Genomic DNA, 13,586 nt, shown 5'->3' with positions numbered 1-13,586 from the left:
CCATTTACAAAGATGATCATGAGCAAAGCAATAATTAAAACAGATAAAGGTGACATGACGGTTCAGTTTTATGACCAGGATGCACCAAATACAGTTGCTAACTTTTTAAAATTAGCAAAAGATGGTTTTTATAATGGCGTAACCTTTCACAGGGTGATCCCTAATTTTGTTGTTCAGGGCGGCGATCCTACCGGAACCGGCGCTGGTGGCCCTGGTTACAAAATTGATTGTGAACTGACAGGTGAAAACCAATACCATGACCGTGGTGTATTGTCAATGGCACATGCCGGAAGAAATACCGGCGGCTCTCAGTTTTTTATCTGCCATAGCAGAGACAATACTGCACACCTGGACAGAAACCATACCGTTTTTGGTAAGGTGATCGAAAACGTTGATGTTGTTGATGACATTAAACAAGGTGACAAAATTTTAGGCATCGAAGTAATAGAAGATTAATATGAATTTAAGAGGAATTGTAGCAGTATCTGGAAGACCTGGTTTATTTAAACTGGTTGGTCAGAACAAAGCAGGATATGTTCTGGAAAGCCTGGATGCACAGAAAGTTAAAATTGTAGCCAACATCAGTACAACCAAACTTGCTTCGTTAGAAGACATTACGGTATACGGTGAAGACGAGGACTTAAAATTAACGGATGTTCTGGCAAACATAGTAGCTGCTAAAGGAAATGTTCCTGACGCAAAAGCAGACCCTAAAGTGCTGAAAGAATTTTTTACAGCAGTAGCGCCAAACCACGACCAGGAGAAAGTTTATGCTTCTGATATGAAGAAAATCGTGAGCTGGTATCATTTATTGAAAGACCTGCCATTGTTTAGCGAAGAGGCACCTGCTGCACCTGCAGAAGGTGAAGCGGTTAAAGGAGAAGAAAAAATAGAGAAAAAGCCTAAAGCTACGCCAAAACCGGCCAATGCAAAGGCCCCAAGTAAAACAGCCCAGCCCGCTAAAAAGGCCAATATGACGAGTAAAAAAGGAGTGTAAATATTCCTTTGGCAATAAAAAAGGGCAGCCCTAAGCTGCCCTTTTTTATGCCGCTTTATTTTACATTAAAACAGGTACCAGATCAGCAAAAATGCAATCACTGATAGCACAATAGCGATAAGGTAACTGAGCCTGTCTTTTTTTGGATTGCTTTTGAACCTGTAATCTCTTTTATAATCTGATGGTAAACGCATAATAACCTCCTTTTATATGATGATGTGTTATGGGCTAAATTTCCACAAATCCTTTTTTATTATTCGTGGTGATAAGGTTCCCCTTTCAATATACTAAATGCCCGGTACAATTGTTCGACAAAAAATAAACGGACCATTTGATGGGAGAATGTCATGTCCGACAAGGACATGCTGCCATTGGCGCGCTTATACATACTTTCGTCAAAACCATAAGGCCCACCGATGATAAAAACCAAATGCTGAACACTTCCGATCAGCTGTTTGTTTAAATAATTCGAAAAAGACAGGGAAGTATACTTTTTTCCCTTCTCATCCAGCAGAATAACAGCATCCAGGTTGCTCAGCTGCTTTAAGATCAGTTCTGCCTCTTTTGATTTTTGCTGTGTTTCTGTGAGGTTTTTGGTGTTCTTTAGTTCAGGGATGACCAACAGGTTAAAACCAATATAATGCTTCAGCCGGTTCAGGTATTTCTCCATGCCCGTTATCAGGTACTTATCTTCCGTCTTCCCTACAACCAGTAATGTAATCTTCATTTAATTGATCTATTGTTTATATTAGCACCCAAACGCTCCGTAACATCTTGCCCTGATTCAGGTCAAAGTTTAAAGCAATAAACTATCCGGGAGTTCAAATATAATGGTAAAAACAAAACATAGTATCCTTAGTGATTATCAAAATAAAGCTGCAGCACAGCAAAAGCATATTGACCTGCTCAAACGCAGGCTAAATCACATTTCTTTTTCCCGTTTGGGGCTCTTTATTGCCGAAATCCTGATCATTGCCCTGATCATTAACTTTGGCTTTGAATGGTTTTACGGCATATTGCTTTTTGTACCCCTGGTGCTGTTCCTCTTTTTAGTAAAAAAACAAACTGCAGTACAATATGAACTGAGCTATGCAGAAGCCTTGTTCTGGGTTTACCAGAACGAAGCAACGCAGTTAAGCGGCGGTAAAAACGGGTACGATGATGGTGCGGTTTATGCCGACGAATCCCATCCCTATTCTTCCGATCTCGATATATTTGGGCAGGGTTCTTTATACGCTTTCCTTAACCGCTGCAATACCAATGACGGACTCGACCTTTTGGCAGCTAACCTGAAGCGTCCAAATGATAAAACAACGATCCTGCAAAGACAGGAGGCCATTGCAGAACTCGAATCGCATATTGAACAAACTTTTCATTTCAGGGCCGAGTTGCAGGACCATAAGCCCGAGCAACTGCGGGTCATTAAGACCAAGCTGCAGCATGAGCTGCCCGGACAGCTTAAGTTTGCCCGTAACCAGACCCTCCAGTTCTATGTCAAACTTGTTCCTTTTGTAACCATTGGGATGTTTGCCCTGGCCAGCTGGTATGGGGGATTGTTATGGCAGTTTTTTGCCCTGGTCCTGGTTTTCAATTCCGGGCTTACCTTTTTTAACCTTAGCGCCATTAACAGGGTTTATAATGGTTTCAGTAAAGGGTCGGCGCTGCTCAATGCCTTTGCCGGCACCATCAAATGGACAGAAGAGGTGAGCTGGAACAGTGTCTACATTAAAAGTTTTTTTGACAACAGCAGGTCAGACCAGCCGGTAAGTGCGCAGATCAGGAAGCTGTCGGCTATTATCCAGGCCTTTGATGCCCGGCTGAACATTATTGTAAGTGCGGTATTGAACCTCTTTTTGCTGTGGGACCTTAAATGTTCCATCAGCCTGAGCAACTGGCATGACCAATCTTCCGTACAGCTGATCAAAGGCATGCAACGGATCAGTCAGTTTGAAGAGCTCATCTCGTTTGCTACCTTAAGCTATAACCAGCCGGATTGGAATTTTCCTGTAATCGAAGATGGGTTTCATTTAAAAGCCAGCAAGCTGGGCCATCCGCTGATTCCTGAAAAAGAGCGGGTGGAAAATGATTTTGATGTAGCGGCTAAACCTACAGTTGACATTGTTACCGGTTCAAATATGGCCGGGAAAAGTACTTTTTTGCGCACCACAGGGATCAATATGGCCCTCGCTTTCGCCGGATCGCCGGTCTGTGCAGCGACCATGTCGGTATCTATTTTCAGGATACTTTCTTACATGCGGATCAAAGATTCGCTGAACGACCATACTTCAACCTTTAAAGCAGAACTCAACCGGTTAAAAATGATCCTGGATGCCATACAGGCCAACCGGAATTCCTTTGTGCTGATAGATGAAATGCTGAGGGGAACCAACAGTAAAGACAAATACCTGGGGTCTAAAGTGTTTATAGAAAAAATGATTGAACAAAGAACCCCGGCATTATTTGCCACGCATGATCTGCAATTGTCAGAGATGGAAGCAGATTATCCAGCTCAGATCAGGAACTATCATTTTGATATCCAGATCTCGGAAGGGGAGATGAACTTTGATTATAAGCTGAAACACGGGCCATGTAAAACTTTTAACGCGGCCTTATTGCTCAAACAGATCGGTTTAACACTGAGCTGATTTTCAACTTAGCTCATATGCCATTTATCCAGGCAGAGATTTTCTGCAGCGCAGCGGGATTGAATGTCTCTTTAATATGGCCATATTCACTTGCTGCTCCTGTAGCCGCCTTTTGAAACAAATGGTTTAACCCTTCCATAGGCACAATTTCAAATTTTTTGTTCCCGGCTTTTTCCATTGCAGTTTTAATGCCGGCTAAATTTTCGGTAGGGGCAACCTGAAAATCCAGGCTCCCATTAATGGCCAGTACCGGGCATTTTACTTTGGTCAGGTAAATGGCAGGATCAAACCCAATGAAATACCGGAACCAGGGTGTCCTGTAATTGCTTAACGTATGTTGAATGACAGTTGCTTTAGTCTCACTGTCGAGCGCTTCTACCGGCAAAAGGTCAAATTCTTTGCGTAAGGCCAGCTCAACAGTGAGGGCCGCCTGTTCCATCGGGAGCTCCGCCGCATCTTTCATCGCAGTAAAGATCCTTAAATTGGTAGCCATTTTCTTTGCTGCCTCGTCTGCAGGAGTTCCTGCAAGCTTCATTGCATTGTCGATCTGCTGTGCATAGAGTTGATAGACCGGAATTCCGGGGGCAGCCATTAACACCACAAATTTTACTTTCGGGTTCCGGCTGGCAACAATTGGTGCGATCATACCCCCTTCACTATGGCCGGCCAATCCTATAGCCATGTTTTTAAGGTCAGCCCGGGAAAAGATATAATTTACTGCAGCCTCCGCATCATCTGCAAAATCAGCGGTAGTCGCTTTGGCAAAAACACCGGTAGATTTGCCTACGCCCCTGTCATCATACCTGAGTACAGCAATTCCCTGTCGTGTCAGATAGTCACTCAGCACTAAGAAAGGACGGTGGTTATAAGGGGCCAGTTCCGCATTTCTGTTCTGTGGCCCGGATCCCGTAATTAAAATGACAATTTTGCTGGCTTTACCATTGGCCGGTAAGCTGAGTGTTCCTGAAAGGCTATGTCCGCCAGTGGGGTTGGTAAAAGTTACCTCTTCCTGTTTATAAGGAAAATCTTTGGGGTCCTGTGGCCTTGCCAAGGTGTCAGTTGGTTGCTGGGCAAATGAAAGCGTGCCCAACATGACCAAAGCTGCTATCGTATATAAATGTTGTCTCATCAGCTATAAATTAAAATAATTGGGATATTTGAATACAAAAGTAACAAACAGTGGACAAGCTTAACAATAACTTCATAAATGATTAGCATATTGTTCCTTATACTTGGTAAATATGATCAAAGCCTCAGATTTTGGAAGTGATTTTTTATGGGGTATAGCCACAGCTGCAGCACAGATTGAGGGCGCTGCAGAAGGTTATGGGAAAGGGTTGTCAATATGGGATACCTTTTCCAGGCGGTCTGGTAAAATCAAAAAGGGGCATTTATTAACGCATACCTGCGATTTTTACCACCGTTATCAAATAGACATTGCCCTGGTAAAATCCCTTGGCTTTGCTATTTTTCGTTTCTCCATTTCCTGGCCGCGCATCCTGCCCCAGGGCAAAGGGCGTATCAACGCCGAAGGGCTCCTTTTTTATCACCAGGTTATTGACGAATGCCTGCGGCAGGGCCTGATACCTTATGTCACGCTATACCACTGGGACCTGCCCGATGCACTGGAAGATGAAGGGGGCTGGACGGCTTTTTCTGTCAATAACAGCTTCAATAATTTTGTGACCATTTGTGCCAAAGCGTACGGAGATAAAGTAAAAAACTGGATTGTACTGAATGAGCCCTTTGGCTTTACCTCATTAGGCTATATGCTGGGCATTCATGCACCCGGCAAAACAGGCTTAACCAATTTTTTCTCTGCGGTTCACCATACCGCAATCGCACAGGCAGACGGGGGCAGGATACTGAGGGCCGAAGTTCAGCATGCAAATATCGGTACCAGCTTTTCCTGCTCAGAAATTATTCCTTATACACAGCGTGAATCAGACCTGCTGGCTGCAAAGCGGGTAGATTGCCTGATGAACCGTTTATTTATTGAACCCGCATTGGGTCTGGGCTATCCAACAGCAGATTGGGAACTGATGGAAAGGTTTGCCGTCCAGCATTCTACCTGGCGTCATACCAAACGCCTGGCTTTCGATTTTGATTTTATAGGCATTCAGAACTATTTTCCCTTAACCATCAGGTACAATGCTTTTATTCCGGTGGTCCAGGCCTGGGAAGTAAAAGCCAAAAGCCGTAAAAAGCCACATACAGCTATGGGATGGGAAATTAATGCAGCTAGTTTTTACAACATCATCAAACAGTTTGCGGCCTATCCCAGTATCAAAAGTTTAATGATCACGGAAAACGGGGCTGCCTATCCCGATAAGCTGATCAACAACCAGGTTCATGATCAGGAACGGATTGCTTATTTTCAACAATACCTGGCGGCCCTGCTAAAAGCAAAACAGGAAGGACTCAACATTACCGGATATATGGCATGGACACTGATGGACAATTTTGAATGGGCCGAAGGTTTTAATGCCCGCTTTGGCCTGGTGTATACGGATTTTAAAACCCAGCAGCGTACGGTTAAGGATTCCGGGCTATGGTTCAGAGACTTTTTGAACCACTAAAAAAGCTTTTCGTATCTTTATGTTTAAACTTAATTTATGGATAAGATCATCGTATTTGAAACTTTTTACGACCCTATAGCGGCACATATGGTAAAGTCAAGGCTGCTGGATGCGGGCATACAGTGTTTTCTTGCTGATGAAAATATGGGCAGTCAGATTGGTTACAACCAGGCAATAGGAGGAGTAAAGTTAAACCTTTTTGAAAGGGATGTTGAAGCTGCAAAGGCTATTCTTGCAGCAGATTTATAGCAGACAAAAAAAGCTCCCGTTTTAAGGCGGGAGCTTCAGTACTTAATATCAAAACCCTTGCTATGCGTTTTTAGCTGCGGCTTCTCTGCGGATAATGTTTAACGCACCACCTGCTTTAAACCACTCGATCTGCTGTGCATTATAGCTATGATTTACAATGATTTCTTCCTTAGACCCATCAGCATGGTTTAATACCAGTGTTAAAGGCACATTAGGTGCAAAAGTGGTTAAACCAACAATGTCAATGGTATCGTCTTCACGGATTTTATCGTAATCATCTTTATCGGCAAATGTTAAGCCGAGCATCCCTTGTTTTTTAAGGTTAGTTTCGTGGATACGGGCAAAAGATTTTACCAATACTGCACGTACACCCAAATGACGTGGTTCCATCGCTGCATGTTCGCGGCTCGAGCCTTCACCGTAGTTTTCATCACCCACTACAATAGAGCCGATTCCGGCAGCTTTGTAAGCGCGTTGTGTCGCTGGAACAGGGCCATATTCGCCGGTCAGCTCATTTTTAACGTTATCTGTTTTGTCGTTAAAGAAGTTGACCGCACCGATCAGCATGTTGTTGGAAATGTTGTCCAGGTGACCACGGAATTTCAACCATGGGCCAGCCATAGAGATGTGATCCGTTGTACATTTTCCTTTTGCTTTGATCAGCAGTTTCAGTCCTTTAAGGTCTGTGCCTTCCCATGGAGTAAAAGGATCCAGCAATTGTAGCCTGTGCGAAGTTGGAGAAACCAGCACCTGTACACCACTGCCATCTGCAGCCGGTTCCTGATAACCTGCATCTTCCACAGCATAACCATTTACCGGCAGTTCATCTCCTTTTGGCGGGTCCAGTTTAACCTGCTCGCCTTTATTATTGGTCAGGGTATCCGTTAACGGGTTAAAGCTGAGATCGCCTGCAATGGCAATCGCCGCTACAATTTCCGGAGAGGTAACAAAAGCGAAAGTATTCGGGTTGCCATCGGCACGTTTGGCAAAATTTCTGTTAAAGGAGTGTACAATGGTATTTTTCTCTTGTTTTTCAGCACCAACGCGGTCCCACATACCGATGCATGGTCCGCAGGCATTGGTAAAGATGGTGGCATTCAGGTCTTCAAAAGTGCCTAGCAAACCATCGCGGTTGGCGGTATAACGTACCTGCTCAGACCCGGGATTGATCCCAAATTCAGCTTTGGTTGTCAACCCTTTGTCAATAGCCTGTTTGGCAATAGATGCAGCCCTCGACAAATCTTCGTAAGAAGAGTTGGTACAAGAACCGATCAGTCCCCATTCTACTTTTAACGGCCAGCCATTTGCAGCAGCCACCTCTTTCATTTTAGAAATAGGCGTAGCCAGATCCGGGGTAAAAGGTCCGTTCAGATAAGGTTCCAGCTCAGAAAGATTGATCTCGATCAGCTGGTCAAAATATTTTTCCGGCTCTGCATAAACTTCTGCATCACCTGTTAAATGTTCTTTTATTGCATTTGCGGCATCGGCGATATCTGCCCTGTTGGTTGCCCTTAAATAACGCTCCATGCTCTCGTCATAGCCGAAAGTCGAAGTCGTTGCACCAATTTCGGCACCCATGTTACAGATGGTTCCTTTGCCGGTACAGCTCAGGTTTTCTGCGCCTTCGCCAAAATATTCCACAATCGCTCCGGTACCACCTTTTACCGTCAGGATGCCGGCAACTTTAAGGATCACATCTTTTGCAGAAGTCCATCCGTTTAATTTTCCTGTTAGTTTAACACCGATCAGTTTCGGGAATTTTAGCTCCCATGGCAAACCAGCCATCACATCGCAGGCATCAGCACCCCCAACACCAATAGCAACCATCCCCAAACCACCGGCATTAACCGTATGTGAGTCGGTCCCAATCATCATTCCACCCGGGAATGCATAGTTTTCCAGTACCACCTGGTGGATGATACCTGCACCCGGTTTCCAGAAACCGATACCATATTTATTTGAAACGGAAGCTAAAAAGTCAAAAACCTCTTTACTTTCCGTATTTGCCGCAGGTAAATCGATCTCCGCACCAAACTTAGCTGTAATCAGGTGGTCACAGTGAACGGTTGAAGGAACAGCCACCTGTGGTCTGCCAGCCTGCATAAACTGCAATAAGGCCATTTGTGCAGTAGCATCTTGCATGGCCACACGGTCAGGAGCAAAATCCACATAATCCACACCCCTGTTGTAAGAAGTATTCGTATTTCCCTCCCAGAGGTGGGTATAAAGTATTTTTTCTGAAAGTGTTAAAGGTCTGCCTACTAATTTACGGGCCACCTCTACACGGGGGCCAAAGTTTGCATACACCTTTTTGATCATTTCTATATCAAAAGCCATTGATAATATGTATTAAAAGGGTAAGTTATTACAATAATTGGTAGCGAATTTACAAAAAAAAACAGCCCTTGATGATCATCTGCAGATCATTATATTATTTATACCTATTCTAAATAACTAAAAGTGTAAAAAAGACACCTTGACCCGGGCCAGCTATTGACAAAAAGCTCAAAGTATTCCAAAACTATAGCCCTTTTCCTTAAAATACTGAAGGCTGCGGGGCAAAGCATAGTTCAGCCTGTCAAAAGCCTTCAGGCTGTCATGAAATACAATGATAGAGCCATTCCGTGTATGGTTTATGACGTTTTCAAAGCACTTTTGAGGGGAAAGCCCGGCATCAAAATCACCACTCAGCACATCCCACATAATGAGTTGCATTTCCGGTATTAAGGCCCTGATGCCCCTGGCCTGAGATTTTTTGATGCGGCCATAAGGGGGGCGGAACAAGTTTGTGCCCGTAAGCTCCTGGCATTGCCGGAAATTATCAAGATAGCGCCCATCGTCTGTTACCCAACCTTTCAGGTGGTTAAAAGTATGGTTGCCAATCTGGTGTCCCTGTTTTTTAATCTCTTCAAAAATATCAGGATGCTTTACTATATTGTCACCTATACAAAAAAATGTTGCCTTAGCGTCAAAACTTTTTAAAGTTTTTAAAACAAATGATGTAACATCGGGTATGGGTCCATCGTCAAAGGTTAAATAAATTACTTTTTGATCGCGGTTTTTATTCCAGGTTAACTTTGGGTAATACCATTTTAACAATAGAGGTGATTTGACCAGGTACATATCCAAATGTAAGTTGTTTGTATTAATATTGTGAAAAAAAAATCTATGAAGACAATCATCTCCTATAATACTTTACCCAAGCTTGGTCTGGCTTTGTCCATTATCTTCCTTCTGGGCCAGTCGCAAGAGTTGGCTGCTCAGGAGGTTGTAACTGTACAGCGGGCTATAGAAGTGACCTTGCAGAACAACCTCCAGGTGAAACAGGCCAAGCTGAATGAAAGTCTGGCCGATGAGAATCTGAGTCAATCCAAAAATGCGCTTTTGCCAACGCTAAATGGTAACGGAAATTTCAACACCAATTTTGGACGGAGCCTGGATCCTTCCACGCAATCATTTAACAGTCAGAAATTCTCTTCTTTTAATGGCGGGGTTTCTACCAGCGTAACTGTATTTCAGGGTTTTCAGAAGCTCAACCAGATTAAGCAGAACAAGCTGTTGCTGGATGCGGACAAAACAAATGTAGAAAAAATTAAAAATGACCTGGTCCTTCAGGTGGTTACAGCCTATATGCAGATCCTGTACAACAAAGATTTTTTGCAGGCAGCGAAACAGCAGCTGACTGTAGCTCAAAAACAATTGAAACAACAACAGGAGTTACTTGATGTAGGTAATAAAACATTGGCTGACCTGGCAGAATCTAAATCCTTGGTAGCTACGGCAGAACTGGATGTGACTACAGCTGAAAATGCCCTGACCATCTCTTATTTAACCCTTGCCCAGTTAATGGACGTCCCATCTTCCACAAAATATGAGGTTAAGGCCCCCGACGTAGCTAACTTTGAAAATTCTGCATTCATTTACGACCCTGAACAGGTGTATACAGATGCGCTGTCGTTTTTTCCGGATGTTAAACTTGCGGGTTTAAGGACTGAGGCCGCCAGGAAGGGGATAATGGTAGCTAAAGGGAATTATTACCCGAGTCTGTCTGCCGGTGCAGGTCTGAACTCCAATTATTCAAGTGGCAGGCAGCGGATCACTTCCATACAGGCAAATGGTTTTAAAGAAATTGGCAGAACACAGACAACAAATGAAGCTGTGGTAACCCCCGATTTTACAACCTTTGCAGAAAACTATAAATTTAAAGATCAGCTGACCGATAATTTTGGCCAGTATATTGGTGTAAGTTTACAGATCCCGATTTTAAATGGTTTTAGTGCAAGGTCAAGTGTAAGAAGGGCAAAAATCAATTACCAGCAGAACCAAACGGATGAGCAGCTTACAAAAAACAACCTGAACAAAGTCATCTACCAGGCCGTTGCAGATTTAAAAGCTGCGCAAAGTACTTTCGAATCATCCACCAAAACGTTTAATGCCAGAAAAGAAGCGTTCTCTGTAATCGAACAGCGGTATAATGTAGGTTTGGTAAATTCATTGGATTACAGTACTTCCCAGACCAATAAAAATAAAGCAGAAATAGATATGATCAGGGCCAGGTACGACCTGCTTTTCAAGGCAAAAGTGATCGATTACTACCTGGGAAAACAAATTGTTTTTTAACCATTTACAGCATATAATATATAATAACATAGAGAATGAAACTAAAAACCATATTAATCATCGTAGGCATTGTCATCATCCTGCTGGGAATCGGCGTATATAGCGGAGTTATTGGCGGCGACAAAAGCGAGAAGATAACCACTGAAAAGGCAGCTGAACGGAAAGTTGTGGAAACCGTTACTGCAAGTGGAAAAATACAGCCCGAAACAGAGGTGAAACTGAGTGCAGAGGTTTCCGGAGAAGTAACTGAGCTGCTGGTTAAGGAAGGGGACCTGGTAAAAAAGGGACAGTTACTGGTTAAAGTGCGTCCGGATGTGTTGAAATCCGGCTATGACAGGGCTATTGCCTCCAACAGTTCGCAAAAAGCGAGTGTGGCTGCTGCCCAGCAAATGCTGCAGCAAAACCAGGCTAATTTTATCAATGCAGAAGCCACTTACAAAAGGAATGTAGAATTGTTCAATAAGAAAGTGATCTCTGCATCTGAATTTGATGCCGCTAAAGCCGCTTACCTTACCGCAAAAACAAACTTAGGCCGGTCAAGAGAAGATTATACTGCTGCTAAATTTCAACTGGCGCAAACCGGGGCAAATGTACAGGAAGCCAGTGCAAACCTGGCAAAAGCGACCATATTTGCACCGGTTGATGGCGTGATCTCCAAATTGTCTGTAGAGCTGGGCGACCGGATCCTGGGTACCATTCAGAATGCAGGTACCGAGATCATGCGGATCTCTAATCTTTCTTCGATGGAAGTTAACGTAGATGTGAACGAAAATGACATCAACAGGGTTAAAGTGGGAGACAGTGCATCCATTGAGGTAGATGCCTTTGCGGACAAAAAATTCAAAGGCGTGGTTACTGAGATTGCCAGTTCATCCAAAGATGTAGGCTCTACCACCAGCACTGTAGATCAGGTCACTAATTTTAATGTGAAGGTCCGCATCCTTGCCGAATCGTACAGTAACATTACCGGCGGTGCCAAAGACCTGCCTTCGCCATTCAGACCAGGCTTATCTGCCACTGTGGATATCGAAAGCGAAACCGTGAACGGACTTTCTATTCCTATCCAGGCCGTTTTTACTACGGATAAAAGTAAGAATGGAGATAAGGACAAAAAAACACAGGATAACCAGGAGACCGCCGACAAGCAGAAGTCAAAGCTGACAGATAAAAAAGTGAAACAGTACGTTTACCTGTACAATGCAGATCAGACCGTTAAGCAGGCAGAAGTGACTACCGGTATTCAGAACGATCAGTTCATCATTGTTAAAACGGGGCTTAAAGCAGGTCAGGAAGTAGTGACCGGTCCTTATTCTGCCATACAAAATAAATTAAAGGATGGAATGAAAGTAAAGAAAGTGGCTAAGGATCAATTGTTTGCTGAGCCAGGCAAGAAGTAAACTTTTTCAATCCTTTTTTAATAAGTAAATTGTCCCGGTTTAAAACATTAAACCGGGATTTTTTATTTATAATGTATGATACCTAAAGTCGCAATGATTGGTGGGGGTAGTTGGGCTACTGCTATTATAAAAATGCTCTCAGATAATTTTTCAACAAAAGAGATCTATTGGTGGATGCGCAATGCCGATGCCATTAACCATTTGCAAAAATATAAACACAACCCGAACTACCTGAGCTCGGTCGAGATCAGGATCCCGGAGGATAATATTTCTGATGACATCGCTGCCATTATCAAACAGGCAGATTACATCATACTAAATGTTCCTGCTGCATTTTTGAAAGCCACACTTAGGGAGATCAGCCCGGCAGCACTGAAAGGCAAAAAGATCATTTCGGCCATTAAGGGGATTGTTCCTGATGAAAATCAGATCATTGCCGAGTTTCTGAACCAGAAATACGAGGTGGCCCTGGAGGATATCCTGGTGATCAGCGGACCTTGTCATGCAGAAGAGGTGGCACTGGAAAAGTTATCTTATTTAACCATTGCTTCAGTAAATGTAGGATTGGCCGGTTTTTTTGCCAACCTGTTGAATACCAGGTATATCAAAACGAATGTTTCAGATGATATTTTTGGCACCGAATACGCAGCGGTATTGAAGAACATTTATGCCGTAGCCAGTGGCATTTGTCATGGCATAGGCTATGGCGATAATTTTCAGGCCGTTTTAATTTCAAACGCCATAAGAGAGATCAAACGCTTTGTGGATGTAGTGCATCCCATTTCAAGGGACATTAAAGAATCAGCCTATTTGGGTGATCTGCTGGTTACCGCCTATTCGCAGTTTAGCCGTAACCGTACATTTGGCAATATGATAGGGAAGGGTTATACGGTAAAATCTGCACAGCTGGAAATGAATATGATTGCAGAGGGTTATTATGCGGCCAGTTGTATGCATGTGATCAATGAAAAGTATAAAGTGCACATGCCAATCAGCCGGGCAGTATATGCTATACTGTACGAAAATCATGCTCCCCATATGGAGATGCGTTTGCTCACCGAGCAGCTGAACTAAAAAAACAAAAAACCATATGGGTTGT

General features: G+C 43.4%; 13 protein-coding genes. 8 read left to right on the top strand and 5 right to left on the bottom strand.

Annotated elements, in window-relative coordinates; all coding sequences use genetic code 11:
* Positions 1-18: 18 nt before the first annotated feature.
* The gene (locus R2Q85_RS16835) at positions 19-456 is read left to right on the top strand and encodes a peptidylprolyl isomerase (RefSeq protein ID WP_316812974.1); all 438 of its coding nucleotides are present in this window, start codon (positions 19-21) and stop codon (positions 454-456) included.
* Between the two features lies 1 nt (position 457).
* Positions 458-997: a DUF5606 domain-containing protein gene (locus tag R2Q85_RS16830; RefSeq protein WP_316812973.1), complete on the top strand. Its 540-nt coding sequence runs from the start codon at positions 458-460 to the stop codon at positions 995-997.
* Positions 998-1,062: 65 nt separating this feature from the next.
* Here the strand turns inward: R2Q85_RS16830 and R2Q85_RS16825 are convergent, their stop codons facing one another.
* Both R2Q85_RS16825 and rlmH read right to left on the bottom strand, forming a co-directional pair.
* On the bottom strand, positions 1,063-1,191 hold the full coding sequence (locus R2Q85_RS16825) for a hypothetical protein (protein WP_316812972.1): 129 nt from the start codon (positions 1,189-1,191) through the stop codon (positions 1,063-1,065).
* A 59-nt stretch (positions 1,192-1,250) separates the two neighbouring features.
* Positions 1,251-1,724 carry a 23S rRNA (pseudouridine(1915)-N(3))-methyltransferase RlmH gene (gene rlmH, locus R2Q85_RS16820; RefSeq protein WP_316812971.1) on the bottom strand — a complete coding sequence of 158 codons (474 nt, stop codon included), beginning with the start codon at positions 1,722-1,724 and terminating at the stop codon, positions 1,251-1,253.
* Positions 1,725-1,827: 103 nt separating this feature from the next.
* Here rlmH and R2Q85_RS16815 point away from each other — a divergent pair, with 103 nt between their 5' ends.
* Complete coding sequence (locus R2Q85_RS16815) at positions 1,828-3,642, top strand: MutS-related protein (RefSeq protein WP_316812970.1); 1,815 nt, start codon at positions 1,828-1,830, stop codon at positions 3,640-3,642.
* Between the two features lie 13 nt (positions 3,643-3,655).
* On the opposite strand, the gene R2Q85_RS16810 is transcribed toward R2Q85_RS16815, so the two are convergent.
* On the bottom strand, positions 3,656-4,771 hold the full coding sequence (locus R2Q85_RS16810) for an alpha/beta hydrolase family protein (protein WP_316812969.1): 1,116 nt from the start codon (positions 4,769-4,771) through the stop codon (positions 3,656-3,658).
* Between the two features lie 112 nt (positions 4,772-4,883).
* Here R2Q85_RS16810 and R2Q85_RS16805 point away from each other — a divergent pair, with 112 nt between their 5' ends.
* Complete coding sequence (locus R2Q85_RS16805; RefSeq protein WP_316812968.1) at positions 4,884-6,221, top strand: GH1 family beta-glucosidase; 1,338 nt, start codon at positions 4,884-4,886, stop codon at positions 6,219-6,221.
* A 36-nt stretch (positions 6,222-6,257) separates the two neighbouring features.
* Entirely contained in the window at positions 6,258-6,470 is a 213-nt protein-coding gene (locus R2Q85_RS16800; RefSeq protein ID WP_316812967.1) for a DUF2007 domain-containing protein, read from the top strand.
* A gap of 60 nt (positions 6,471-6,530) precedes the next feature.
* On the opposite strand, the gene R2Q85_RS16795 is transcribed toward R2Q85_RS16800, so the two are convergent.
* Together R2Q85_RS16795 and R2Q85_RS16790 are read right to left on the bottom strand one after the other, a co-directional pair.
* Positions 6,531-8,807 (bottom strand): aconitate hydratase, encoded by a 2,277-nt coding sequence (locus R2Q85_RS16795; protein ID WP_316812966.1) that lies wholly within the window; start codon positions 8,805-8,807, stop codon positions 6,531-6,533.
* Between the two features lie 168 nt (positions 8,808-8,975).
* A complete protein-coding gene (locus tag R2Q85_RS16790; protein ID WP_316813077.1) occupies positions 8,976-9,593 on the bottom strand; it encodes a polysaccharide deacetylase family protein in 618 nt (205 codons plus the stop codon).
* 45 nt (positions 9,594-9,638) lie between these two features.
* Between R2Q85_RS16790 and R2Q85_RS16785 the strand changes: the two genes are divergently transcribed.
* From R2Q85_RS16785 to R2Q85_RS16775, 3 genes are all read left to right on the top strand, one after another.
* Entirely contained in the window at positions 9,639-11,090 is a 1,452-nt protein-coding gene (locus R2Q85_RS16785; protein ID WP_316812965.1) for a TolC family protein, read from the top strand.
* Between the two features lie 35 nt (positions 11,091-11,125).
* A complete protein-coding gene (locus tag R2Q85_RS16780) occupies positions 11,126-12,487 on the top strand; it encodes an efflux RND transporter periplasmic adaptor subunit (protein WP_316812964.1) in 1,362 nt (453 codons plus the stop codon).
* Positions 12,488-12,562: 75 nt separating this feature from the next.
* Complete coding sequence (locus R2Q85_RS16775) at positions 12,563-13,561, top strand: NAD(P)H-dependent glycerol-3-phosphate dehydrogenase (RefSeq protein WP_316812963.1); 999 nt, start codon at positions 12,563-12,565, stop codon at positions 13,559-13,561.
* Positions 13,562-13,586: the final 25 nt, after the last annotated feature.

The sequence above is a fragment of the Pedobacter heparinus genome (assembly GCF_032678725.1).
Classification (GTDB): domain Bacteria; phylum Bacteroidota; class Bacteroidia; order Sphingobacteriales; family Sphingobacteriaceae; genus Pedobacter; species Pedobacter heparinus_A.
This window is presented reverse-complemented; position numbering and strand designations above follow the sequence as displayed.